This is a genomic window from Kribbella sp. NPDC104740 (assembly GCF_055583505.1).
Genome location: NZ_JBVJNV010000002.1, coordinates 1,026,747 through 1,051,547 on the forward strand (window position 1 = coordinate 1,026,747; position 24,801 = coordinate 1,051,547).

Annotated in this window: 15 protein-coding genes; 5 read left to right on the top strand and 10 right to left on the bottom strand. The window is 69.8% G+C overall.

Translation table 11 applies throughout. The features are described 5' to 3' along the window. Positions 1 to 82: 82 nt before the first annotated feature. The 8 genes from ACZ6Z4_RS14290 to ACZ6Z4_RS14325 form a co-directional block, all read right to left on the bottom strand. Entirely contained in the window at positions 83 to 1,084 is a 1,002-nt protein-coding gene (locus ACZ6Z4_RS14290; RefSeq protein ID WP_465562708.1) for a sugar phosphate isomerase/epimerase family protein, read from the bottom strand. 350 nt (positions 1,085 to 1,434) lie between these two features. Then, positions 1,435 to 6,828 (bottom strand): ThuA domain-containing protein, encoded by a 5,394-nt coding sequence (locus ACZ6Z4_RS14295; RefSeq protein ID WP_465562710.1) that lies wholly within the window; start codon positions 6,826 to 6,828, stop codon positions 1,435 to 1,437. 113 nt (positions 6,829 to 6,941) lie between these two features. Then, positions 6,942 to 8,102, bottom strand: coding sequence for a xylose isomerase (gene xylA / locus ACZ6Z4_RS14300; RefSeq protein ID WP_465562711.1), 1,161 nt, complete (start codon positions 8,100 to 8,102; stop codon positions 6,942 to 6,944). After that, positions 8,099 to 9,262: a Gfo/Idh/MocA family protein gene (locus ACZ6Z4_RS14305; RefSeq protein WP_465562713.1), complete on the bottom strand. Its 1,164-nt coding sequence runs from the start codon at positions 9,260 to 9,262 to the stop codon at positions 8,099 to 8,101. The genes xylA and ACZ6Z4_RS14305 overlap by 4 nt, the downstream gene beginning before the upstream one ends. Before the next feature lie 17 nt (positions 9,263 to 9,279). Beyond that, positions 9,280 to 10,332 (bottom strand): substrate-binding domain-containing protein, encoded by a 1,053-nt coding sequence (locus ACZ6Z4_RS14310; RefSeq protein ID WP_363668797.1) that lies wholly within the window; start codon positions 10,330 to 10,332, stop codon positions 9,280 to 9,282. Positions 10,333 to 10,368: 36 nt separating this feature from the next. Next, positions 10,369 to 11,499, bottom strand: a complete 1,131-nt coding sequence (locus ACZ6Z4_RS14315) for an ABC transporter permease (RefSeq protein ID WP_465562716.1) — start codon at positions 11,497 to 11,499, stop codon at positions 10,369 to 10,371. Then, positions 11,499 to 13,007 (bottom strand): sugar ABC transporter ATP-binding protein, encoded by a 1,509-nt coding sequence (locus ACZ6Z4_RS14320; RefSeq protein ID WP_465562719.1) that lies wholly within the window; start codon positions 13,005 to 13,007, stop codon positions 11,499 to 11,501. Before ACZ6Z4_RS14320 ends, ACZ6Z4_RS14315 begins: the two co-directional genes overlap by 1 nt. 238 nt (positions 13,008 to 13,245) lie before the next feature. Then, positions 13,246 to 14,586 (bottom strand): ROK family protein, encoded by a 1,341-nt coding sequence (locus ACZ6Z4_RS14325; RefSeq protein ID WP_465562721.1) that lies wholly within the window; start codon positions 14,584 to 14,586, stop codon positions 13,246 to 13,248. A 153-nt stretch (positions 14,587 to 14,739) separates the two neighbouring features. Here ACZ6Z4_RS14325 and ACZ6Z4_RS14330 point away from each other — a divergent pair, with 153 nt between their 5' ends. Further along, complete coding sequence (locus ACZ6Z4_RS14330) at positions 14,740 to 16,263, top strand: glycoside hydrolase family 99 protein (RefSeq protein ID WP_465562723.1); 1,524 nt, start codon at positions 14,740 to 14,742, stop codon at positions 16,261 to 16,263. A 143-nt stretch (positions 16,264 to 16,406) separates the two neighbouring features. On the opposite strand, the gene ACZ6Z4_RS14335 is transcribed toward ACZ6Z4_RS14330, so the two are convergent. Continuing rightward, positions 16,407 to 17,180 carry a hypothetical protein gene (locus ACZ6Z4_RS14335; RefSeq protein WP_465562724.1) on the bottom strand — a complete coding sequence of 258 codons (774 nt, stop codon included), beginning with the start codon at positions 17,178 to 17,180 and terminating at the stop codon, positions 16,407 to 16,409. 801 nt (positions 17,181 to 17,981) lie between these two features. On the opposite strand from ACZ6Z4_RS14335, the gene ACZ6Z4_RS14340 reads away from it, so the two are divergent. Then, positions 17,982 to 18,443, top strand: a complete 462-nt coding sequence (locus ACZ6Z4_RS14340) for a MarR family winged helix-turn-helix transcriptional regulator (RefSeq protein ID WP_465562726.1) — start codon at positions 17,982 to 17,984, stop codon at positions 18,441 to 18,443. A 130-nt stretch (positions 18,444 to 18,573) separates the two neighbouring features. Then, entirely contained in the window at positions 18,574 to 19,797 is a 1,224-nt protein-coding gene (locus tag ACZ6Z4_RS14345; protein ID WP_465562728.1) for an epoxide hydrolase family protein, read from the top strand. Positions 19,798 to 19,885: 88 nt separating this feature from the next. Here ACZ6Z4_RS14345 and ACZ6Z4_RS14350 read toward each other — a convergent pair whose 3' ends face one another. Continuing rightward, positions 19,886 to 20,701 carry a dienelactone hydrolase family protein gene (locus ACZ6Z4_RS14350; RefSeq protein ID WP_465562731.1) on the bottom strand — a complete coding sequence of 272 codons (816 nt, stop codon included), beginning with the start codon at positions 20,699 to 20,701 and terminating at the stop codon, positions 19,886 to 19,888. A gap of 186 nt (positions 20,702 to 20,887) precedes the next feature. Here ACZ6Z4_RS14350 and ACZ6Z4_RS14355 point away from each other — a divergent pair, with 186 nt between their 5' ends. Both ACZ6Z4_RS14355 and ACZ6Z4_RS14360 read left to right on the top strand, forming a co-directional pair. Beyond that, a complete protein-coding gene (locus ACZ6Z4_RS14355) occupies positions 20,888 to 23,740 on the top strand; it encodes a S8 family serine peptidase (protein ID WP_465562733.1) in 2,853 nt (950 codons plus the stop codon). A 272-nt stretch (positions 23,741 to 24,012) separates the two neighbouring features. Next, positions 24,013 to 24,717 carry an STAS domain-containing protein gene (locus ACZ6Z4_RS14360; protein ID WP_465562735.1) on the top strand — a complete coding sequence of 235 codons (705 nt, stop codon included), beginning with the start codon at positions 24,013 to 24,015 and terminating at the stop codon, positions 24,715 to 24,717. Positions 24,718 to 24,801: the final 84 nt, after the last annotated feature.

The window sequence follows — 24,801 nt, forward strand, 5'->3', positions numbered from 1 at the left end:
ATGTCTTGTTCAAGGCCCCCAGTTGGTGTTCAAGGTGCCCAGTTGGGCTCGCGGTTGCGGGGGGTGAGGAGGAAACGGCCGGCTAGGAAGAGAACGCGGCGTCGAAGGACGCGGTGGGTGGGTCGAAGGCGAGGCTGCGAACGAACTGCAGCGCTTCGGCGGCGCCGACCAGGCGGTCCATGCCGGCGTCCTCCCACTCGACCGAGATCGGTCCGGCGTACCCGATCGTGTTGAGCATCCGGAAGCACGCTTCCCACGGGACGTCGCCGTGACCGGTGGAGACGAAGTCCCAGCCGCGCCGCGGGTCGCCCCAGGCCAGGTGTGAACCCATCCGGCCGTTGCGGCCGTTGCCGACCTGGCGCTTGGCGTCCTTGCAGTCGACGTGGTAGATCCGGTCCTTGAAGTCCCACAGGAAGCCGACCGGGTCGAGGTCCTGCCAGACGAAGTGGCTCGGGTCCCAGTTCAGGCCGAACGCCTCGCGGTGGCCGATCGCCTCCAGCGCGCGGGTCGTCGACCAGTAGTCGTAGGCGATCTCCGACGGGTGCACCTCGTGCGCGAACTTCACGCCGGCCTCGTCGAAGACGTCCAGGATCGGGTTCCAGCGGTCGGCGAAGTCGGCGTACCCGGCGTCGACCATCGACTGCGGGACCGGCGGGAACATCGCGACCGTCTTCCAGATCGCCGAACCGGTGAAGCCGACCACGACGTCGACCCCGAGGCGGCGGGCCGCGCGGGCGGTGACGCCCATCTCCTCGGCCGCCCGCTGACGGACGCCCTCGGGGTCGCCGTCGCCCCAGATGTGCGCGGGCAGGATCGCCTGGTGGCGGGCGTCGATCGGGTCGTCGCAGACCGCCTGGCCGAGCAGGTGGTTGGAGATCGTCCAGACCTTCAGGTTGTGCTTCTCGAGGATGTCGAGCCGGTTCTGGACGTAGGCGTCGTCCTCGGCCGCACGCCGGACGTCGAGGTGGTCACCCCAGCAGGCGATCTCGAGCCCGTCGTAGCCCCACTCCGAGGCCAGGCGAGCCACCTCCTCGAACGGCAGGTCGGCCCACTGGCCGGTGAACAGGGTGATCGGTCGAGCCATTTCCTTGGACTCCTTCAGTCGGTACGACGAACAGCCGGGCTGGGGCGGGCGGGAGAAGCTGAGGTGAGGGAAAGCGCGGAGCGGAGGAGGGCCTGCGGGTGGAGGTCGGCGAGGGCTGGGGTTTTGAAGGAAAGCGGGAAGGGCGGGATGAGTGAGTCAGGGGATGTCCCCGGCGCACGGCCGGAGCGCTTGGCCGGGCGCCGGGGACGGGGCGGTGAAGCCCCCGGCGCTGGGCGGGACCGCTCTCTCGCGCGTCCAGGTGGGGCCGAACCACCAGGGCGCTCGGGAGCTCCTGCACGCCTCTCCGCGTCGGACAGGGTGCGGTCCCGCTCAGCGACGTCTTCATCGGGTCAGATCTTCTTCCTCAGGTCCTGCCCGACAGCTGTCAGCAACGTCCGGGCGGGGACGTCCCGCACCGTCCTTGCCTGCGCGAGGTACAGGTCCAGCGCGACGGTCGCGACCACCCGCAGACCCTTGCGCTGCGCCTGCTCGGCCAGGCCGAGCTGCACCTTCAGCACCGTGGCCGTTGCCAGTGGCAACGTCTTGGCGACCCGGTACCGCTCGACCAGCTTGACCGCCTCGGCGTACGACGTGACCACGGTGAACGGCACCTTGGTCACCGACGTGTTGCCGGCCTTGTCGACCGCCGTCGCCGTGAGCTCGTGCGCACCGAGCCCGAGCGCGACGCCGTCCAGCTTCCCGCCGGCGGGCAGCGCCTTGCCGTCCACCCGCAGCGTCACCGCGGAGAGCCCGGAGAGCGCGTCCTCGGCGGTCGCGGCGACCGCGACCGTCGACGCGACGCCGAGCTTCCCACCGGCCGCCAAGCCGGTGACCACCGACTTGGGCGCCGTCCGGTCGACCTTCACGGTCACCGACGAAGGCTCCGACACGTTGCCCGCGGTGTCCGAGGCCCGCACCTGGATGGTGTGCGTCCCGTCGGTCCCGAAGCTGACCGGAGCGGTGTACTCCGACCAGTCCCCGTCGCCGACCTTCTGCTCCAGGTACACCTGCCCCGGCTGGTTGTCGGTCGCCATCGCCGTCGCGACGACCGCGTCGTTCCACCACCCGTTCAGCCCGGACGGCGCCGACGGGTTCAGCGACAGGCTGACCTGCGGAGCGACCGTGTCCCGGACCAGCTTGAAGTAGTCGAACTTCGCCGTCTTCGACGCGGTCTGGTCGACCCCGAAGGCGTAGATGCCGAAGCTCGCCGAGGCCAGCGCCGGGTTCGTCACGGCCGGGAGGGCGGTCCAGGCCAGTCCGTCCGCGCTGTACGAGCCGGTGAACGTCGTCCCGCTCTTGGCCAGGCGCAGGTACCAGACTCCCTGCGTCGGCGCCGGAGCGTTCGGCTGCGGTGACACGAGTACGTCGTTCACCTCGCTGCGCAGCTCGATCCCCCGGGTCACCGCGGAGCCCGCGGCGTTGGTCGCGAGGTAGTCGAGCTTCACGTAGTTCGCGTCGTCGCCGTACACCATCAGGCCGCCCTGCTGGTAGGCCTCGTTGAACGCCGAGCCGTCCACCTTGGTCTCGATCGTCCAGTCACCGTCGGGAGCCGGCTGCAGCAGCAGGTTCTTCGGGTTCGTGGCCGTGCCCTGGTAGATGTCGCCGTTGCTGGTGTCGATCTCGACCGCACCACCGGTCACCCGGTACGCCGCCGGGTCGGGCCGCACGATCGCGGACCAGCGGCACGCGTCCAGCGTCGTACCGGCGAACTCGTCGTCCGGGGTCGGGACCTCGGCCGTGTCGTCCGGCATGATGCTGAAGTAGTCGAACTGCGCCGACAGCGGCAGCGCCTCGGTCCGGTTGGCCAGGCCGAACAGACCGATCCGGGGGTTGCTGATCCCGGCCAGCTGCTTGGTCTCGCTCATCTCGGTGAAGGTCGCACCGTCCGCGCTGTACGCCGCCTTCAGGTTGGCGCCGTCGCTGGTGAACCGGACCCAGACCGTGTCCGGGTAGGCCGCCCCCAGGTTGGCGGTGTTCGACGCGGCCACCTCGTTCGGCGTACCGGCTTCCTCGCGGATGAACTGGAAGATCCGGTCGTTCGCCGACGGGGCGCCGGTCGACCGGCCCTGCAGCACCATCTTGGCGTAGTTGTCGTCGTCGCCGTACACGATCAGGCCGGCCTGCTGGTAGGCCAGTCGTGCGGGCATGGTCAGCTTCGCGGTCGCCTGCCAGGCTCCGGCCGGGAGCGGCTGGAGCACGATGTTCGGCGTACCGGTGTTGCCGGTGCCGTAGATGTCGGTCGCCGTCAGCGGCAGCACCAAGTTGCCACCGGCAACTGTCAGCTCCTGGTTGCCGCGGACAACCTCGCTCCACCGTCCGGTGTCGAGAGCGGTCCCCTCGAAGCCGTCCGAGCGACCGGTCAGACAGGTCGGCGGTGCCGGCGAGTCGACCTTGATGACGATCTTCGCGGTCCCCTTCGCACCGCGCGCATCGGTCACGGTGACCGTCGCCGTGTGCGTGCCGGCCACGGTGTAGGTGTGACTCGGCGACTCACCGGTCCCGGTCGCGCCGTCGCCGAAGCTCCAGGCGTACGACAGCGGCAGGTCCCCTTCGGGGTCGGTCGCCGAGGAGGTGAAGTCCACCTTCAGCGGAGCCTTGCCCTGGACAACCGAAGCCGTTGCCGTGACCAACGGTCGCTGGTTCTCGGTGACGCCCTTGCCGAGGAACTTCACCCAGTTCACGTTCAGCTGACCCGTCGTCTTGACGAAGTACAGCGGCCCGCTGGTCAGCGCGGCACCACTCACGGGCGCCGAGAAGTTCCCGTACGTCTGCCAGGCGCCGGTCGGCGTCACCTGGATGGTCGCGACCACGGCGCCGTCCGTCGGCGAACCCTGGCGAACCTCGACCGTCGCACCCGCGTCCGGCGAGGCCGCCCGCAGCTCGATCCGGTCGATGCCGGTCAGGTTGGTGGGCTTCCAGCCCCACCAGTCGCCGTCCTCGATGAACCCGATGTTCTTGCCGCCACCGGCGGTGTCGCCGGTGTCCTCGACCTGTACGCCGGGCGTCGAGCCCGGACCACCGGTCTCGTCGAAGTACTCCGCCTCGCGGGTCTTCGGCTGCAGCTGCACGACCTTCTCGGTGGTGATCGCACCGGTGCCGGGGGCACCCTTGTCGGTGTACTTCACCGTCACGATGCCGAAGATGTTCGCGCCGACGTGCCCCTCGTCACCAGGAAGCGGGAACGTCCCCTCGCAGCCGTGGTACTGCTCGTACCCGTGCGCGTGCTCGTCGTGGCCGAGCGCGGGCTGGGTGATCACGTCCTGGCAGTCCACCGTCCCGTCCTCGGGATCGGTGACCGTCACCTTGTACTTGATGGTGTCGCCGAAGTCGAAGAAGCCACCGTCCAGCGGGGCCTCGATCGAGATCGTCGGCGCGGTGTTGCCCGAGGTGATCGACCGGTTCGAGACGGCCGTGCGGCCGTCGCTGTCGGTCACAGTCAACCGGGCCGTGAAGACGCCCGGTGTCGTGTAGGTGTGCGAAGGCTTGGCCTCGGTCGAGTCCGTCGTCCCGTTGCCGTCGAAGTCCCAGGCCAGCGTGATCGGCTGCCCGTCGGGATCGCGCGATCCCGTGCTGTCGAAGGCGACCGTCAGCGGCGCCGGACCGGAGACCTTGTCGGTCGTGAACTGCGCGATCGGCGCCCGGTTGCCCTGCACGTAGTCGATCCGGTAGACGCCGGAGTCGGCGTTGTTGCCGCCGAACCCGCTGCCCCACTCGATCACGTACAGCGCGCCGTCCGGCCCGAACTGCAGCGCGTGCGGCCGGATGAAGTTCAGCTTGCCGAGCATCCGGGACACGTCGGCGACCTTGTTCCGGTCGTCGTTGAGCTGCACCGAGAACAGCCGGCTGTCGTTCCAGTCCGCGAAGACCGCCTTGCCGTCGAAGTACTGCGGCCACTTGCGGTCGGAGTCGCTGTCCGGGTCGAACTTGTACGCACCGCTGGTCATCGGCGCGCCACTGCCACCGATCTCCGGTACGCCGGTCGTCGACTTGCCCATCCACAGGCTGGCCGGGATCGCCGCCGGCAGCTGGGTGATGCCGGTGTTGTTCGGCGAGTTGTTCACCGGCGCCGCGCAGTTGAACGTCGCACCGGAGGTCCCGGTCGCGAAGTCGTGGTCGTTGTACGGCGTGTTGTTGCCGACGCAGTACGGCCAGCCGTAGAAACCCGGCTTGTCCAGGATGTCCCACTCGACGCGGCCGTCCGGGCCACGAGTCGGCGAGACCTGCCCGGCGTCCGGACCGTAGTCGGCGACGAACAGGTGGTTGGTGCTCGGGTCGATGCCGATCCGGAACGGGTTGCGGAAGCCCATCGCGTAGATCTCGGGCCGCGTCTTCGCCGTACCAGCCGGGAACAGGTTGCCGTCGGGAACGGTGTAGCTGCCGTCGGCCTCGATGTGGATGCGGAGCACCTTGCCGTTCAGGTTGTTGCTGTTGGCACTGCTGCGCTGGGAGTCCCAGGCGGCGCGTCCGGCCCGCTCGTCGATCGGCGAGTAGCCGTCGGAGTCGAACGGGTTGCTGTTGTCACCGGTGGCGATGAACAGGTTGCCGTTGTTGTCGAACTCGAGCGCACCACCCGCGTGGCAGCACTGGTCGCGCTGGGTGTCGACGCGGATGACCTGCTTCTCGCTCGCGAGATCCAGCGTGTCGCCGTTCACCTTGAACCTGGACACCCGGTCGAACGGTTCGGCGCCGGCCGGCGAGTAGTACAGGTAGAGGAAGCCGTTGGTGTCGAACGCCGGGTCGAGCGCGATGCCGAGCAGGCCGAACTCCTGACCGGTGTAGACGTTCAGCGTCCCCGCGGTCACCACCGAGCCGTCGGTCTTGACGATCTTCACGGCGCCGTTGCGGTCGATGTAGAAGACCCGGCCGTCCTTGGCGATGGTCAGTTCCATCGGGTTCGACGTGTCGTCGTCGAGGGCGACCTTCTGGTAGCTGTCGCTCAGCGACGCGCCGCAGTCGGCCGGCTGCACGCCCGCGGCGGTCTTGATGCCGCCGAGCAGGTGGGTGCGGAAGACCGGGTCGGCGTACGACTCGATCGTGTGGCCCATGCCGGTGTACCAGGCCCTGCCGCCGTCGTAGTCCTGGCACCACGCGATCGGGTGCTCGGGGCCCATGTTGCCGCCGGCGTACGACGTCTCGTCGAGCGAGGCGAGCACGTGCACGCTGTCGCGCGGGTTGGTCCGGTAGTTGTACCACTCGTCGGTGCGGTTCCACGTCGTCGGCGCCTCGGCGGTCGACGGGTGCGCGTGGTCCTCCACCTTGACGTTGGCGTTCGGCGTACCGGCCGGGTGGCTGTCGAAGTACGAGCCGACGAGCTTGCCGTACCAGGGCCACTCGTACTCGGTGTCCGAGGCCGCGTGCACACCGGCGTACCCGCCGCCGCCCTGGATGTAGCGCTGGAACGCGGCCTGCTGGTCGGCGTTCAGCACGTCACCGGTCGTCGACAGCCAGATGACCACCTCGTACTTGGCCAGCTCGGTGTCGTTGAACATCGCCGCGTCCTCGGTCGCGGTGACGGTGAAGTTGTTGCCCGCGGCCAGGTCCTTGATGGCCTGGATCCCGGCCGGGATCGAGTCGTGCCGGAAACCGGCGGTCTTGCTGAAGATCAGCGCGTTGAACGTCTCGTCCCCGTGGCCCGGGTGGGCCCGCGCGGGTAACGCGCTGAGCGGGATCGCCAAGGCGGCGATCAGCGCCAGCAGCACGGCACGGACAACCGTGCCGTGCAGGCGCCTGCGTAGCTGGTGCATGAGGGTGCTCCTTATGGGTCGGATAAGGTGCGCGCTCCATCGGTTTCCGGGGCGGGTCCCCGGGCGTCGGCCCTGGTACAGCTACTTGCGAACAGCTACTTGCAGAAAGTGCGTCAGCGGACGCCGAGCAGGTGGTCCATCGCGAGCTGGTCGAGCTTCTCGAAGCCGAGGCCGCGGGCGGCCAGCGTCTCCGGGTCGTACGTCGCCTTGCGCAGCTCGTCGAGGGACTCCCCCGCGCCGAGCGTCGGCTGCGACAGGTCGGCGACGCGGGCCGTGGCCAGCGCCTCCTGGACCTCGGGGTCGGCCCGGAACGCCGCGACCTTCTCGCGCAGGATCAGGTAGTTGCGCATGCAGCCGCGGGCGGTCTCCCAGACGCCGTCGAGGTCCTCGGTGCGCGGCGGCTTGTAGTCGAAGTGCACGTAGCCGTCGTACCCGGGCTGCCCCTCCGCGCCCTGCAGGACGTCGACGGTCCAGAACGCCTCGCGCAGGTTGCCGGCGCCGAAGCGCAGGTCCTGGTCGAAGCGCGGCCCGTGCTGGCCGTTCAGGTCGATGTGGAACAGCTTGCCGTGCCACAGCGCCTGGGCGATCCCGTGCGCGTAGTTCAGGCCGGCCATCTGCTCGTGCCCGACCTCGGGGTTGATACCGACCAGCTCGGGGTGCTCGAGGTCGTTGATGAACGCGATCGCGTGCCCGATCGTCGGCAGCAGGATGTCGCCGCGCGGCTCGTTCGGCTTCGGCTCCAGCGCGAACCGCAGGTCGTAGCCCTGTTCGCGCACGTACGTCGTGAGCAGGTCCATCGACTCCTTGTACCGGTCCATCGCGGCCCGGACGTCCTTCGAGCCGCCGGACTCCGCGCCCTCGCGGCCGCCCCACAGCACGTACGTCGACGCGCCGAGCTCGGCGGCCAGGTCGACGTTGCGCAGGATCTTGGCCAGCGCGTACCGCCGGACGTCGCGGTCGTTGGCGGTCAGGCCGCCGTCCTTGAAGACCGGGTGGCTGAACAGGTTCGTGGTGGCCATCTCGACGACCAGGCCGGTGTCGGACAGCGCCTTGCCGAACCGGGCCAGCACCGCCTGGCGCTGGGCGTCGTCGGGGACCAGGTCGTCGTCGTGGAAGGAGACGGCGGCGGCGCCCAGCTCGGCCAGCTTCTCGACCGCGAGCACCGGGTCGAGCGGCGCGCGGACCGCCGTACCGAAGACGTCGACACCTTCCCAGCCGACCGTCCAGAGTCCGAACGAGAACTTGTCGGCCTTGCTCGGGGTGTATGCGTTCATTCGGGGATCTCCTGCCATTCTCGGGAGTTCGAGCTGTCCTCGACGGCCGCGAGCACGCGCTGGACCTGGAGGCCGTCGGCGAACGACGGCTCCGGGTCCTTGCCCTCGGCAATCGCCGTGACCAGGTCGACCACTTGGTGGGTGAAACCGTGCTCGTAGCCGAGCAGGTGGCCAGGGGGCCACCAGGCGGCGACGTACGGGTGCACGGGCTCGGTCGCGAGGATCCGCCGGAAGCCGGCGGTCTCGGCGTCCTCGGTCGCGTCGTAGTAGTGGAGGAGGTTCATGTCCTCGAAGTCGAAGGCCAGACTGCCCTTCGAGCCGTTGATCTCGATCCGGATCGCGTTCTTGCGGCCGGTGGCGAACCGGGTCGCCTCGAAGACGCCGAGCGCGCCGCCGCGGAAGTTCGCGATGAACACCGCGGCGTCGTCGACGGTGACCGGGCCGCGCTCGGCGCTCGCCGTACCGGACAGGCCGCTGTGCGCCTCCGCCTTGGGACGTTCCTTGACGAAGGTCTCCAGCCGGCCGCTCACCTCCGCGATCCGGTCACCGGTGATGAACTGGGTCAGGTCGACGATGTGCGCGCCGATGTCACCGAGCGCGCCGGAGCCGGCCTTCTCCTTGTCGAGGCGCCACGACAGCGGCGCCTCGGGGTCGGCGATCCAGTCCTGCAGGTACTGCGCCCGGACGTGCCGGACGGTCCCGACCTTGCCCTCGGCCACCAGTCTGCGCGCGAGCGCGATGGCCGGGACCCGGCGGTAGGTGAACCCGACCATCGACCTGATCCCCTGCGCGGCCGCCTTGGCCGCGGCGTCGGCCATGGCCTCCGCCTCCGCGACCGTGTTGGCCAGGGGCTTCTCGCAGAGCACGTGCTTACCGGCCTCGAGCGCGGCGACCGCGATCTCGGCGTGGCTGTCGCCCGGCGTACAGACGTCGACCAGCTGGACGTCGTCACGCTGCAGCAGCGCCCGCCAGTCGGTCTCGGTCGTGCTCCAGACGAGCTTGCCGGCGGCAGCCTGTACCGCTTCGGCGTTGCGGCCGCACAGGACGTTGAGGTCCGGGTGCAGCGGCAGGTCGAAGAAGCGCGGCGCGTTGCGCCAGGCCTGCGAGTGGGCGGCCCCCATGAAGGCGTAGCCGATCAGGCCGATGCCCAGGTTCGTCATACCGTGTGTTCCCTTTCTCAGCTCTCGAAGGCGGTCGGCAGGTACTGGTCGACGTTGTCCTTGGTGACGACCGGGGCGTACAGCTGGACGGTGCGCGGGACCTCGACCTCCACCAGGTCGCCGAGGGACTTCTTCTGCACCAGCAGCCGGGCCAGCCGGACGCCGTCCGCACCCTGCGTGGACGGGTAGATGACCGTCGCCCGCATCACCGTGTTGCCGGCCTTGATGTCGCGCATCACGTTGGCCGAGCCGGCGCCGCCGACCATGAAGAACTCCTTGCGGCCGGAGTTCTTGATCGCGGCCAGGACGCCGACGCCCTGGTCGTCGTCGTGGTTCCAGATCGCGTCGATCTTCGGCGCGGCCTGGAGCAGGTTCGCGGCGGCCTTCTCACCGGACTCGACGGTGAACTCGGCCGGGACCCGGTTGCTGACCTTCAGGCCGCAGTCCGCGAGCGCTTCCTTGAAGCCCTGGCTGCGGGCCTGGGTCAGCGGCAGCGAGTCGATGCCGGCGATCTCGGCGACCACCGCGTCCGGCTTGCCCTTCAGCTCCTGGCAGATGTAGGTGCCGGCCGAGACACCCATGCCCTTGTTGTCACCGAGCACGGTGGTCCGGGCGGCGAAGGTGCTGCCGAACTCGCGGTCGACGTTGACCACGGTGATCCCGGCGTCCATCGCCTTGGTGGCGACCGCGGTCAGCGCGGCCCCGTCGAACGGCAGCAGCACGATCGCGTCGACCTTCTGGTTGATGAAGGTCTCCACCTGGCTGATCTGCAGGTTCACGTCGTTGGTGCCCTCGGCGACGATCAGCTCGACGTCGGAGAACTTCTTCGCCTCGGCCTGGGTGGCCTTGGTGATCGCGCCCATCCAGCCGTGGTCGGCGGCCGGGGCGGAGAAGCCGATCCGGACCTTCTTGCCCGGCTCGTCGTTCTTGCCGCCGGCCACGGCCTGGGTGGCGCCGGTGTCGGAGGTCTTCTCGGCCTCCGGCGTGTTGCTGGTGCAGGCGATCAGCGCCAGCGAGCTCAGGCCGGCGATACCGGCCACCTTCAGGAAGCGGGCGGGTCGTGCGGACATCCTTGTCCTCCTCGGTTGCAGGGGTTTGTTCGACATCTAGGTGGTGCTCGAGCGGGCGGCCAGCCGTTGCTGGAGGAGGACCGCGATCACGATGATCACGCCCTTGGCCACCGACTGTGCGGAGATGCTCAGGTTGTTCAGGGTGAAGACGTTGTTCAGCGTGGTGAAGATCAGTACGCCGAACACGGTGCCGACGATCGTGCCGCGGCCACCGGACAGCAGCGTCCCGCCGATCACCACGGCCGCGATCGCGTCCAGCTCGTACAGCTGACCGTGGGTCGAGCTGCCGGTCGTCGTCCGGGCCATCAGCATCACGGCGGCGATACCGCAGCACAGACCGGCCAGGACGTAGAGCGCGACGGTGTGCCGCTGCACCTTGATACCGGCCAGGCGGGCCGCCTCGGCGTTGCCGCCGACCGCGAACGTCCGGCGTCCGAAGGTGGTCCGGTTGAGCACCACCCAGCCGAGCGCGGCGACGATCACGAACATCCAGACCAGCACCGGTACGCCGATCACCGAGCCGCCGAAGACGTCCAGGAACGGGTTGACGGTGATGATCTGCGTCTTGCGGTCGGAGATGATCTCGGCCAGGCCGCGCGCTCCGGCCAGCATCGCCAGCGTCGCGATGAACGGGACGATCTTGCCGTAGGCAATCAGCAGGCCGTTGACCAGACCGCAGGCGGCGCCGACCAGCAGGGCGGTGCTGACCATGAAGATCCAGTGGAAGTCGGCTGCCATCTGTTGCGTGGCCAGGGTGGTCGCCCAGACCGACGCCAGGGCGAGCATCGCGCCGACCGACAGGTCGATGCCGCCACCGGTGATGACGAACGTCATCCCGATGCTGACCACGCCGATCACCGCGGCCAGCCGCAGGATCGTCAGCAGGTTGGCGCTGGTGGCGAAGGTGTCGCCGGCGGTGATCAGGCCCACCAGGCAGAGCAGGACCAGCGCGACGACCAGTCCGACGTTGCGGCCCATGCCGGAGCGCAGCAGCGCCGCCGTACCGCCGCCGTTGCGTGGGGCGCCGGGCTGGCGGGTGGTGGCCTGTGTCGAGGCCGTCGTACCGGCGGGCGTCGTACCGGTGGGCGTCGTACCGGCGGGCGTCGTACCGGGGACCGCGTCCTGGACCTTCGCGTCCGGCTCCGAACGTGCGACTTCCTCACTCATCACACGGCACTTCCTTCCATCACCAGGTCCAGGACCCGGTGCTCGTCGATGTCCTGCGCGGGACCGGTGTGCACGGCCCGCCCCTCCCGCATCACCACGACCCGGTCGGCCAGACCGAGCACTTCCTCGACCTCGCTGGAGACCAGCACGATCGCGACCCCGTTGGCGGCCAGCTTGCGAATCAGCGCGTAGATCTCCGACCTCGCGCCGACGTCGACGCCGCGGGTCGGTTCGTCGAGCAGCAGCACCCGGCAGTCGCGCAGCAGCCAGCGGGCCAGCACGACCTTCTGCTGGTTGCCGCCCGACAGGTTGCGGACCGGGTGGTCGACCCCGGCCGGCCTGACGTCGAGCGCCTTGGTCAGCTCCTCGGCGGCCTTCTTCTCGGCGTGGCCGTTCAGGAACCCGCCGCTGGCGAAGCGCTGCATCGTCGAGACCGTGATGTTCTTGTAGACCGCTTCGTCGAGCAGCAGCGCCTGGCTCTTGCGCTCTTCGGGGGCCAGGCCGACGCCGGCTTTGACCGCGGCCTGGACCCGGCCCGGGCGCAGCGTGACACCGTCGACGCGGACCTCGCCGGTCGCGGCCTTGCGTGCGCCGTACACGGTCTCCAGTACTTCGGACCGGCCGGAGCCGACCAGCCCGGCGAAGCCGAGGATCTCGCCGGCCTTGACCTCGAAGCCGATCTCCTCGAACTCGCGCGGGCGGGACAGTCCGGTGACCTCCAGGACCGTCGGCGCGTTCTTGTCGATCGCGGCGCGTGGCGGGAAGACGTACTCGATCGAGCGGCCGGTCATCAGCCGGATCAGCTCCGAGGTCGCGGTCTGGCGCGCGTCCAGGCCGGTGGCGACCGTCGCGCCGTCCTTGAGCACGGTGACCCGGTCGCCGATCTCGCGGATCTCCTCCAGCCGGTGCGAGATGTAGATGACCGCGACGCCACGCGAGGTCAGGTCGCGGATGACGCGGAACAGGTTGCCGACCTCTTCGGAGTCGAGCACCGCGGAGGGCTCGTCCATCACGATCAGCTGAGCGTCACGGGAGAGCGCTCTCGCCATGCTCACGACCTGCTGGCCGGCGGCCGGCAGCAGACCGACGGTCCGGCCGACCGGGATCTCGCCGTGGCCGAGCCCCTTGAGCAGGTCCCGGGCCCTGGTGTTCGCCTCGTGCCGGCGGGTCATCCCGAACCGGGCCGGCTCGTGGCCGAGGAACACGTTCTCGGCGACGCTCAGGTCGGGCACCAGGTCGAGCTCCTGGTAGATCGCGGCGATCCCGAGATCGATCGCGGCGGTCGGGCTGTTCAGCGCAACCTCGTTGCCGTTGACAACGATCGTGCCTTCGTCCGGCTGGTGCGCGCCGGTCAGCACCCGGATCAGCGTCGACTTGCCGGCGCCGTTCTGGCCGAGCAGGCAGTGCACCTCCCCCCGGCGGACGTCGAGATCGACGCCGTCCAGCGCCCGGACGCCGGGGAACTCCTTGACGATCCCGGTCATCCGCAACAGTTCTTCGTCGGCCACCCCATCACCTCTCGTCCTCGCCCCGCCCAGATCCTTCGTCCCCGCCGTGCTCATCGCCGCGGCCCTCGTCCCGCGGATGCTTCGTTCGTTGCGCGACTCCGGTCGCCTCGCTGCCCTCGTCCCGCGGGTGCCTCGTTCATTGCGCGACTCCGGTCGCCTCGCTGCCCTCGTCCCGCGGGTGCTTCGCTCATCGCGGGACTCCGGTTGCCTCGCGGTCCACGTCCCGCGGATGCTTCGTTCATTGCGCGACTCCGGTCGCCTCGCGGCCGATCAGGGTCGGGTCCAGGAAGACCTGGTCGAGCGAGATCTGCGCGCCGCCCCGGACCGCCGCGGTGAAGCCCAGCTCGGACTGCACGACCCGGCAGCCGCCGCCGTTCGGAGCGATCACGCGGTCGCGGATCGCGCTCTCCAGCGGCTCTTTCAGCCACGGACCGAGGACGGCGAAGTACCCGCCGAGGACCAGGACGTCCGGGTTCAGGATGTTCACCAGGATCGCGCCGCCGATGCCCAGCCAGGTCCCGACGTCGGCCAGCGCGCGCAGGGTGCGCGCTCCCCCGGCCTCGGCCCGCCGGGTGATCTCGGCGAGCCGCTGCTCGACGTCCAGGGACGGGTCGCGGACGGGGTCGTCGGCGTCGGTCGCCTTGTTGAGCAGCGCGGTCAGGCCGACCACGGTCTCCCAGCAGCCGGTCCGGCCGCAGCCGCAGATCCCACCAGCGGGCGCCACGGGCATGTGCCCGACCTCGCCGCTGAAGCCACTGCCGCCGCGCAGCAGGTGTCCACCCGCGACCATGCCGCCACCGACACCGATCGCGCCGGTCAGCAGCACGATGTCCTCGACCTTGCTCCCGGCGTCCTTGCGCAGCTCCGAGTACGCCGCCAGGGCGGCCAGGTTCGCCTCGTTGTCGACCCGGACCGGGTACGCCGGACCGCCGAGCCGGTCGCGGATCGCGTCGACGATCTGCAGCTCGCCCCACTTCAGGTTCGGCGCGAGCTTCAGCGCGCCGGTCGAGCTCTCGACCAGACCGGGCGCCGCGAGCGTCACGCCGGCGGTCTGACCACCGCGGGCCTCGACCGCGGTGACCGCCTCGCCGACGAGCTCGGCGAGGTGGTCGAGCGTCGTACCGGGGTCGAGGTGGGCGACGTCGAGCGGGACGCGGCGTTCGATCACGGTGTCGCCGCTCAAATCGAGGGCGGTGACGGCCAGGTAGTCGACGTTGATCTCGGCGCCGACTCCGCAGACCGCGCTCCCGTCGAGCTCGACCAGCTGCCCGGGGCGGCCGAGGGCGCCGCGCTCGGACTCAGCGCGGCCTTCCCGGAGCAGACCACGCTCGACGAGCTCGGCGACCAGGCTGGAGACGGTGGCTTTGTTCAGGCCGGTGTCGGCGGCGATCCGGGCCCGCGACTTCGGGCCCGCGGACCGGACGTGCCGAAGGACCACGGAGAGGTTGTTGCGGCGCAGGGAGACGTGGTCGGCCGCGACCACGCCACCGCCCGGCCGACTGCCGTCGGTCAGCGTCACCAGACCCCACCCCTTCTCCCCCGACAGGAGAACGGCACCCTCTAGTGTGATGCCAGTCACAGACTTAGTCTGTTGAGGCAACAAACTAAGTACCGGCGTGGTTGCCGTCAAGAGGTCGGAGCGAAACAGTTTCGATCTTGGATTTTCATTCCTTTGTTGATATTTTGCGGCCACTCTCCGCAGTCCTGTCCGCCCCTTTCAGGAGCCTGCACCATGACACTGACCCGACGTACCTTCCTGGCCGCCTCCGCGGCCACCGCCGCCGCCGCTTCGACGGCCGGCACCGCTCTGTCCGCCTCCGCGGCCCCGCAGGCCAGCCCGCCCGGCGACGTGGTCGGCAAGATCACCGTCGGCTACCAGGGCTGGTTCGCCTGCGCCGGCGACGGCGCCCCGATCAACGGCTGGTGGCACTGGAGCCAGAACTGGGGACAGCCGCCCTCCCCGTCCAACAACGCGCTCGGCAGCTGGCCCGACGTCCGCGACTACTCCGCGACGTACCAGACGGCGTACGCGAACCTCGGCAACGGGCAGCCCGCGCGGTTGTTCTCGTCGTACGACCAGCAGGCGGTGAACACGCACTTCCAGTGGATGCAGCAGCACGGCTGCGACACGGCCGCGCTGCAGCGATTCAACCCGTTCGGCGGTGAGGGGCCGACGCGGGACGCGATGGCGGCCAAGGTGCGCCAGGCCGCCGAGCAGTACGGGCGGAAGTTCTACATCATGTACGACGCGACCGACTGGCAGAACATGCAGTCGGAGATGAAGCAGGACTGGACGAACAAGATGCGCGCGTACACGGCCTCGCCGATGTACGCGAAGCAGAACGGGAAGCCGGTCGTCTGCATCTGGGGGTTCGGGTTCGACGAGCCGAACAAGGCGTTCCCGGCGTCGGTGTGCCTGGACGTCGTGAACTGGTTCAAGGGTCAGGGGTGCTACGTGATCGGCGGGGTGCCGACGCACTGGCGGCGCGGGGTCGAGGACTCACGCGCCGGGTATCTCGACGTGTACCACGCGTTCAACATGATCTCGCCGTGGATGGTGGGGCGGATCCAGGACGTCGCGGGTGCGGATCACTACTACAACAACGTGAACCAGCAGGACCAGGCCGACTGCAACGCCTTCGGGATCGACTACCAGCCGTGCGTCATCCCGGGCGATCTGCAGTCCGGGCACCGGCGGCACGGGGACCTGATGTGGCGGCAGTTCTACAACCTGACGCGGGTCGGCGTGCAGGGGATGTACATCTCGATGTTCGACGAGTACAACGAGGGCAACCAGATCGCCAAGACCGCGGAGAGCGCGGCCTTCGTTCCTTCCGGGTCGGGGATCCGGGCGCTGGACGAGGACGGGACGGCCTGTTCGTCGGACTACTACCTGCGGCTGACCAACGACGGTGGGCGGATGTTCAAGGGACAGATTCCGTTGACGCCGAACCGGCCTACGCCGCCGGTGGTTTCTGCCGGGACCGGCGGGGTGGTGTTCTTCGAGCACGTGGACTACCTGGGCGCCTCTGGGGCTGCGCTTGCCAAGGGCAACTACACGCGGGATGCATTGCAGGCGGCCGGCGTGCAGGACAACTGGGCTTCGTCGGTGCGGATCCCGGCCGGGTGGACGGTCACGGCGTACAGCGAGGACAACTTCGGCGGGCAGGCGTGGACGTGGACCGCGAACCAGCCGAACTTCACGACGCTGTCACCGAACGCGAACGACCATCTGACGTCCTGCCGGATCTCCTAGCGCGTCCGCACTCGGCGCGGCGCTTCGGCGCCTGTCGGAGCGCGCGTCGGCGCAGGTCGGTGCTGGTCGGGGCGCGCGTCGACGCTGGTCGGGGCGCCCGGCCGTCGGCGGTTTCTGCCGGTGGCCGGGCGGTTGCCCCTGCGTCAGAGGAGCTCGAGGCTGTCCGTCGCCAGGGTGATGACGGCGCCGTCCAGGTGCAGGCGGCAGGCGATGGCGTGGCCGGCGCAGGTGAACAGCGCGGGGCCGGCCACGTCGACGACCTTGTACGCGACCGGTTGCGCACACCGCTCGCTCGGGCCCTGCTGCTCGTGGTGGCAGCCGAGCACGTGACAGGTCGCGACGTCGCCGCCGACGTTCATCAGCGTCAGGCCGTGATCGGGGCACACACCCCAGGTCACACCGCAGACCTGTCCCTCGCTCGCGGCGAGACGAACCAGGCTGCCGGCGGTCGACTGCAGCTCGCTGGCGACCGCGCGGAAGGTCTCGACTGCTTCGTCGAGGTCCCGGCGGAGTTGCCGCGACTCGACCGTCTCGGGCATGCCCTGGGTCGCGGCCAGCAGATCCTCGGAGAGCGCTTTCGCGGCCAGCGCGATCTCGTCCACGCGCACCGGCGTACCGAACCCGGCTTGGCGTGGCCCGACCGGGACCGTGCGCCCGTTGATCGCGGCCTGGTACTGCCAGTCCACGTTGCGCGGGGCGTCGGTGGGGTGCGGTGCGTCGGTGTGCGGCCCGGCTGCATTGTGCGGCCCGGCTGCATTGTGCGGCCCGGTTGCATTGTGCGGCCCGGTTGCGTTGTGCGGCCCGGTTGCGTTGTGCGGCCCGGTTGCGTTGTGCGGCGCGGTTGCTCCCGCGTTCTCGGGAGAGCGCTCCCGCGCGTTCTCGGGCGGCATCACGCCGGCCGTCTGACCCGTGCTCACTGCGGCGGTCTCACCTGTTCTCGCTGCGGCGGCCTGACCGGAGTTCTTCCCGGCGGTCTCATCCGTGGTGCTGTGCGGTTGGTTCCTGGGACTGCCCGTGGAGCTTGATGCGGCTGGACCGGGTTTGGTTGCGTCGGGTCCGGTGGGGCTGGGTGTGTTCGGGCCGGCTCCCGTGGCGCTCAGACCGGCTGCGGGCTCGCCCTCGTTGTCCGGCGTTCTGGTGGCGTCGTCCGCGGTCTTCTTCGCGGCCGGGCCGGCCAGGTTCGGAGCGACGGCCTCACCAGTGCCACCGTTCGCGATCGGCATCGGCGTACCGGGTGCCCAGGTACCACCTGGTGGTTGAGCTTGGGTGCCGCCCACGACCACCTGGGCGCCCCAGCCGGAATCGTGCCGGCTGTCGTCGGTCGTACCGTTCGACCAGCGCGACCTCTCGGTGTCGCCGCGGTTCGCTCGTTTGGCTCTCGCCATTCGCCGCCCCCTGATGACGTGTCTCCCCGGTGGCCGATGGTGCCATGCCCGCAGGGGGTGCGACCAGAGCAAATCACCGAGCGTCACACAGGGCTGAACAAGCCTTGCGCAGAGCAACGACCCCAGCCGGTGCGACGCGCCTGATCCACCTGGGCGCGACAGTCACCTCGTCCACCTCTTCCAATGCCCGCAGGGCTCCCGGGCAATCCCGGCGGCGTAATTCCCAACGCGCCCTTAACACTTGCCGTCAGCACGTGTCGGTAACCACACGCAACGAAACCGGCCGGTCTTCCACCGCGCTCGGTTACATCGAAAATTGATACGGTTGGGACCGTGGACGAGCAGACCCCCGATCTCGAGGCCCTGACGACGGCGATCGAGGACTTCACCACGATCTTCATCCGGCTGCCGTCCGTCCGCCGCTTCAACTTCTCCACCTTGTCCGTCCTGCACACGCTGGCCCGCCGCGGGCCGCTGAGGCTCACCGACCTGACCGCCACCGAGCAGCTCAAGCAACCGGCGCTGACCAGCCTGGTCGCGAAGCTCGAACGCGACGGTCTGATTTCCCGTGCTCCCGATCCGCGCGACGGGCGCGCGATGCTGCTGTCGCTGACCTCCGAGGGACGGGCGATCGTCGACTCGCGCCGGACGAGCCGGGTCGAGCGGTTGACCGAGCTGGTGAACCAGCTGAGCGCCGAAGATCGCGCTCTCCTGGCGGGATCCGCCGGGGTGCTGCAACGCCTGACCGAGATCGCCTCCGCCGACAGTCCCGACCGCTCCGACCGCCGCGACTGATCCGACCGCGCCGGACACCCCGACCGCTTCGACCACGCCAACCGCCGCGACCGCCGCGACCGCCCCGACTGATCCGACCGCGCCGCCCCGACCACGCCAACCGCCGCGACCACTCCTTGTGAGGGCTCCCATGCCGACGCCGTTCCCGCTCGACCCGACTCCGATCCACGTCTCTGACGAGGTCCTCTCCGACCTTCGCGCCCGCTTGCGCGCCACCAAGTGGCCGCTCGACGCCGGCAACGAGGACGGGCACTACGGCGTACGGCGTACGGACCTGCAGGAGCTGGTCGCGTACTGGGCCGACGGGTTCGACTGGAGAGCGTCGGAGAGCGCGATCAACGCGTTCCCGAACTACCGGGCCGACGTCGGCGGCGTACCGGTGCACTTCCTGCGCAAGGCCGGTGTCGGGCCGCGGCCGGTCCCGCTGATCCTGAGCCACGGCTGGCCGTGGACGTTCTGGCACTTCGCCAAGGTGATCGACCGGCTCGCCGACCCGGCGGCGTACGGCGGTGATCCCGCGGACGCCTTCGACGTGATCGTGCCGTCGCTGCCCGGCTTCGGCTTCTCGACGCCGCTCGCGCAGCCGGATATGAACTTCTGGAAGATCGCCGACGTGTGGAACTCGCTGATGACCGAGGTGCTCGGGTACTCGCGGTACGCCGCGGCCGGGAACGATGTGGGCGCGCTGGTGACCGGGCAGCTCGGGCACAAGTACGCGGACGAGTTGCTGGGGATCCACATCGGGTCTGCGCTGAAGCTGGACTTCTTCAACGGCGAGCGGGCGTGGGACATCACTGGTGGTCGGCCGATTCCCGAGGGGCTTTCTCCTGAGGTCCGGGATCGTCTGCTCGAGGTCGAGAAGCGCTTCGCTGTGCATCTGTCGGCGCACATGCTCGCGCCGACGACGCTCGCGTTCGGGCTCGCCGACTCCCCCGCCGGCATGCTCGCCTGGCTGCTCGAACGCTGGGACAAGTGGAGCGACGACGGCGGGGACGTGCTGAACGTGTTCTCCCGGGACGAACTGTTGACCCACGCAACGATCTTCTGGGCGGGCGACGCGATCGAGACGTCGATCCGCACGTACGCGAACAACAACCGGTACCCGTGGGCGCCGTCGCACGACCGCCGGCCGGTCGTCGAGGCGCCGACCGGGATCACGTTCGTCGACTACGAGAACCCGCCGGGGGTCGGGAGTGCGGAGGAGCGGATCGAGAGCTTTCTCGCCGGCGACCGGGCCGATTGGTACAACCACACCTCGATCACCTGCCATCCGCGCGGCGGGCACTTCATCCCGTGGGAGATCCCGGTCGAGTGGACGGACGATGTACGGCGTACGTTCCGCCCGCTCCGCTGATCGTTGCCCAGGGCACCGTCAGCGGGCTCGCGTCAGGCGCTCGGGCTCAGGCGCTCGGGCTCAGATGCTCGGGCTCAGGCGCTCGGGCTCAGGCGCTCGGGCTCAGGTGTTCGCGGAGGAACTCGACCGTACGGGTCCGGGCCGCGAGCGCCGGGTGCCCCGGGGTCTCCCGCACCTCGGCGGTGAGCACCTGGTGCGCGCCCTTCGCGAACCCACCAGCGTTCCCCGGCCCGGAGTCGAGCTCGATCACCTCGAACGCGTCGCCGAGCCGCTCCCGCAACGTCGCGAACCGCTCGGCCGGCACCGCCCGATCCTTCGTGAACCGCAACCCCAGCACGCACAGCCCGTCGCTCCGCGTCCGCTCCGCGATCAGATCCAGCTCCTGCCGCGACACCCCGGGATCCCGCCGCCGCGCCGCCCCGAGCGGGAACGGCGTCGCCGGCTGACTCATCACCGGCGCCCGGACGACGTCCTCCACCGCGGTCGCCAACGCGAACCCACCGGTGAAGCACATCCCGATCACGCCGACGCCGCGTCCCGGCGTACGCGCGGCAAGATCAGCGGCGACCGCCCGCAGGTACTTCGTGATCGGCCGCTCCGCGTCCACCGCGAACGCCCGGAACTCCTTCGTCACGCACAACCGCGCGAACACCGCCGCGCCGTGCCCGACGGTCGCCTCCCGCCCCGGCGACCCGAACGGCGACGGCACCACCACCGTGAACCCCTCCGCCACCAGATGCTCCGCCAGCCCGAGCACCTCCGGCGTGATCCCCGGGATCTCCGGGATCAGCACCACCCCCGGCCCGGTGCCCTTCTCGTAACAGTCGAAGGTCAGCCCACCACCCGTGAACGGCGCCTTCGCCCACCCCGCCAGATCCGCCTTCGGTGCAGCCCCATCAGCCATCGCCACGACTCCTCAACCGGTCAGTCCCCACCCTGGAACCGCCGGCGGCGATTCCCCGCGTCCGTCGTACTGAATCCCCCGGCGCCAAGAATTGCAGCTATTGACATCCCGGCGCCCCCAAAACTGTCCCCCGGCTCTGACATACTCCGGCCCAGAATGTCACTCTGAGACCCTTGGGGGGGTCCTGTGTTACCCATCCGCCCGTCCCACCTCCTGAAGCTGGGGCTACCGGCCGCGCTGGTCGCGGCCACCTTGGTCACCGTCACCGGTTCGTCGGTGTCCGCGGCCCCGGCGAAGCCCTTCTACAACGCCTTCCAGGTCCCGGACCGCCAGCCCGACCCGGCGGCCCCGGCCTACGACCCGCACTCGGTGCTGGTGAAGTTCTCGCCCAAGGCGAGCGCCTCGGCCCGGGCCACGGTCCTTGCCAAGCACAACAGCCGCCAGGCCGCCGTACCGGTCGACGGTGACTACGCGACCGTGACCAGCAACGCCACGGCCCCGGAGCTGCTGAAGAAGCTGCAGTCCGAGTCGAGCGTCGAGGTTGCCTCGCTCAACTACGTCCGGACCAGCGCCGCCGTCCCGAACGACGAGTACTACCGCACCGACCAGGCGTACCTGTCGACGATCCGGATGCCGCAGGCCTGGGACCTGTCGAAGACCGCCGGCAGCCAGACCGTCGCGGTCCTCGACACCGGCGTCGACGGCGGCCACCCGGAGCTGGCCGGCCGCGTCTACACCGGCTACAACGCGCTCAACCCGAAGGCGTCGGCCAACGACGACGAGGGCCACGGCACGATGGTCGCCGGCATCATCGCCGCGAACACCAACAACGCCCGCGGTGTCGCCGGCGTCGCCTGGAACGCCAAGATCCTCCCGGTCAAGGTGCTCGACTCCGAGGGCAGCGGGTCCGACTCCGCCGTCGTGGCCGGGATCAACTGGGCGGTGTCGCACGGCGCCCGGGTGATCAACATGTCGCTGAGCGGCCCGAGCTACAACCCGGTGATGCACGCCGCCGTCAAGAACGCCGTCGCCAAGGGCGTCGTCGTCGTCGCCGCGTCCGGCAACCACTACGACTCCTCGGCCCGCTACCCCGCGGCCTTCCCGGAGACCATCTCGGTCGGTGCCACCGACAACAACGGCGTGCTGACCACGTTCAGCTCGTGGGGCGACTCGGTCGACATCTCCGCGCCGGGCTGGAACATCCTGTCCACCGGACCGCGCGCGCTCACCGACCCGGGCTACCTCCCGTACTGGGGCGGCAGCGGCACCTCGTTCTCGGCACCGATGGTCGCCGCCGTGGCCGCGATGGTGCGCAACAAGTACCCGAGCTGGACGCCGGCGCAGGTCGAGGCCCGGCTCGAGGCGACCGCGCGTGACGCCGGCCCGCACGGCCGCGACCCGTTCTACGGCGCCGGTGTGCTCGACGCCACCGAGGCCCTCGGCGGCAGCTGGGCGCCGGCGTTCTGGACCGCCGGTCCGGACGGCAACGACGTTCCGGCCCGCGCGACCTTCATGGACCACGCCACCGTCTCGGGCTCGATCGGCACCGAGGGCGAAGAGGACTGGTACGCCGCACAGTCCGCGACCGCCCGCGACGTGACGGTCCGGGTGGTTCCGCCAGCGTACGACGACAGCAACCGGGCGCAGAACTTCGACCCGGTCCTGGCGATCTACAACGAGCAGCTCCAGCTGATCGGGTACGCCGACAACACCTTCGGCGGCTCGGAGTTCGTGCAGCTGAAGCTGCCGGCCGGGCGCGCGTACTTCGTGGTGCGCAGCTACAACCCGTCGCGCGACAGCCGCCCGTACAGCCTGAGCGTGACCGCCGGCGGTCTGCCGAACTCCGGCGTCGGCCAGCCGCAGTGGGTGCGTGACACCTTCCCGGCCGACCTGGCCTCGGGCGTCGCGCAGACCGCGTCGCCGACCGTCACCCTGTCCCAGGACGCCGACCCGGCCAGCGTCAACGCGACGAACGTCCAGCTCCTGCACGGCAAGACCGGTGCGGTCATCCCGACCACCTCGTCGTACGACGCGGCGACGCGGAAGATCACGATCGACCCGACGCCGACCCTTCAGGACAACACGCCGTACCGGGTCACCGTGCGCGGCCTGAAGAACACCGGCGGCACGGCGATGCCGGGTGGTTACCTGGTCTTCTTCCGCACCGTCGACGTCGCTCCCGCGCCGATCACCAACTTCTCGGTCACCGGGCAGTACGCCGCGGCCGCGATGAAGTGGACGCTGCCGGGGATCACCGACCTCGACCAGGTCGTCGTGCGGCGCAACGCCGGCACTGTTGCTCCGGGCGCGCCGAACACCGGCACCCCGGCGTACATGGGCCCGGCTTCCAGCGCCACCGCGACCGGCCTCGCGAACGCCACGAGCTACGCCTTCCGTGCGTGGGTCAAGGACCGCAGCGGCAAGTGGAGCTCGTCGGTCGCGGCGAACCTGACCGGGACGTACACGACGATGACCGGCAACGCGACCGCGCTCGACTTCGGCGGCAAGGTCACGCTGAACGGGAGCGTCGTGCGGGTCGACACGAAGGCGCCGCTGGCCGGCGTACTGGTGTCGCTGTACGGCCGGAACAAGAACAGCTCGACCTGGCGGGAGATCACCCGCGTCACGACGAGCGCCACCGGTACGTACTCCGTCACCTACCAGCCGACGTACTCCACGATCTTCGCGTGGGGCTACAACGGTTCGCCGGAGCTGCTCGGCTCCCGCACCGGCAACTGGACGACGGACGTCCGCCCGACGCTGACCGCGAACCTGTCGGCAACAGCGATCAAGCTGGGCGCGTCGACCACGTTCTACGGTTACGTCCGCCCGCAGCACGCCGGTTCGCCGGTGTACCTGCAGCGGTCCACCGGATCGACCTGGACGACGATCACGTCGACGAAGCTGAACTCGACAGGCAACTACGGCTTCTCCATCAAGCCGACCGCCCGCGCCAGCTACACCTACCGGGTCGTCTTCCAGTCCGACGGCGACCACGCCACCGGAGTCAGCCCTGCGAAGAGTTTCACGGTGAGCTGACGTCGCTCTCTCGACCGCAACGCGCCCTGCCCGGTGTTTCTCGGGCAGGGCGCGTTGTGTTTGCTGGTCCTTATCACAGGAGGTGCGGTTGTGTTGAGGGCGTGTGTACGGCGGGTGGTGGCGCGCCGGGGTTGTTGAACCGGTCGGCGGTGGGTGATAGATCTGAGGGTCGATTCGGTGGTTCGGACCTGTAGCCACTGCCCTGGCCCGCGTTCTGCGGGTCGTCTGACCGGCTCCTGGCACCACGGCAGGTGACGGGGTGAGGAGCCGACGTGCTCACCGACGACGAAGCCTCCTTCACTCTCGAACTCGACACCTCCGGGCCCGGTCCGCTGGTTCGGGTCCACGGCGATCTCGATCTGGAGACGGCGCCGGAGCTGACCGGGCTGCTGAAGAAGTTGCTCGGGGCGCATCCGATCGTTGTGGATCTGGCTGATGTCGAGTTCATGGACTCGTCCGGGCTCGGGGTGCTGGTGGGGGCGCACAAGGAGTCGCTCGCGCACGGGGGTGCGCTGGTGGTGGTCGGGCCGCGGCCGCGGATTCAGAAGATTCTGCGGATCACGAAGCTGGACAAGGTGTTCACGGTTTATCCGACGCTCGACGAGCTGACTGCTGTGCTCGCCGAGGAGCAGCTTGCCGCGGCTGGTGAAGGCCTTTCCGGCGGAGCCGCCGAGCAGGCGCGGAGTGCACCGCAGGTGCCGGACGCGGCTCAGGCGCAGGTGCCGGCCCGGGCGCAGATGCCGCGCCCCACGCAAGCGTCAGACCCCACGCAGAAGCCAAGCCCCGCGCAGGAATCCCGCATGTTCAACCCGCCAGGTGCAGTGCAGGCGCCGGGCTCAGCTCAGGAGACTTGTTTGCCTCACTTGCCAGATGCACCGTCCGCGCCGCCCTCGCCGGAGGGTCGCGGGGCGTCGCCTGCGCCTGGAGTGCCACAGGCTGACGGACCGCCGCCGGGGCGGGATCGTGATCGCGGATGATGCCCGGGGAGAGCGGATCGGGTGAGACCGGGGGCTCGCTGTTGGAGCAGGCGTCCGGGGTACGGGCGGAGGCGGCTGGCGTTG

Bases quoted from the DNA above. Each gene is read 5' to 3' on its own strand.
- xylA (WP_465562711.1), bottom strand. From the start codon at position 8,102: ATGAACGCATACACCCCGAGCAAGGCCGACAAGTTCTCGTTCGGACTC.
- ACZ6Z4_RS14315 (WP_465562716.1), bottom strand. From the start codon at position 11,499: ATGAGTGAGGAAGTCGCACGTTCGGAGCCGGACGCGAAGGTCCAGGAC.
- ACZ6Z4_RS14305 (WP_465562713.1), bottom strand. From the start codon at position 9,262: ATGACGAACCTGGGCATCGGCCTGATCGGCTACGCCTTCATGGGGGCC.
- ACZ6Z4_RS14290 (WP_465562708.1), bottom strand. From the start codon at position 1,084: ATGGCTCGACCGATCACCCTGTTCACCGGCCAGTGGGCCGACCTGCCG.
- ACZ6Z4_RS14310 (WP_363668797.1), bottom strand. From the start codon at position 10,332: ATGTCCGCACGACCCGCCCGCTTCCTGAAGGTGGCCGGTATCGCCGGC.
- ACZ6Z4_RS14345 (WP_465562728.1), top strand. From the start codon at position 18,574: ATGCCGACGCCGTTCCCGCTCGACCCGACTCCGATCCACGTCTCTGAC.
- ACZ6Z4_RS14350 (WP_465562731.1), bottom strand. From the start codon at position 20,701: ATGGCTGATGGGGCTGCACCGAAGGCGGATCTGGCGGGGTGGGCGAAG.
- ACZ6Z4_RS14330 (WP_465562723.1), top strand. From the start codon at position 14,740: ATGACACTGACCCGACGTACCTTCCTGGCCGCCTCCGCGGCCACCGCC.
- ACZ6Z4_RS14295 (WP_465562710.1), bottom strand. From the start codon at position 6,828: ATGCACCAGCTACGCAGGCGCCTGCACGGCACGGTTGTCCGTGCCGTG.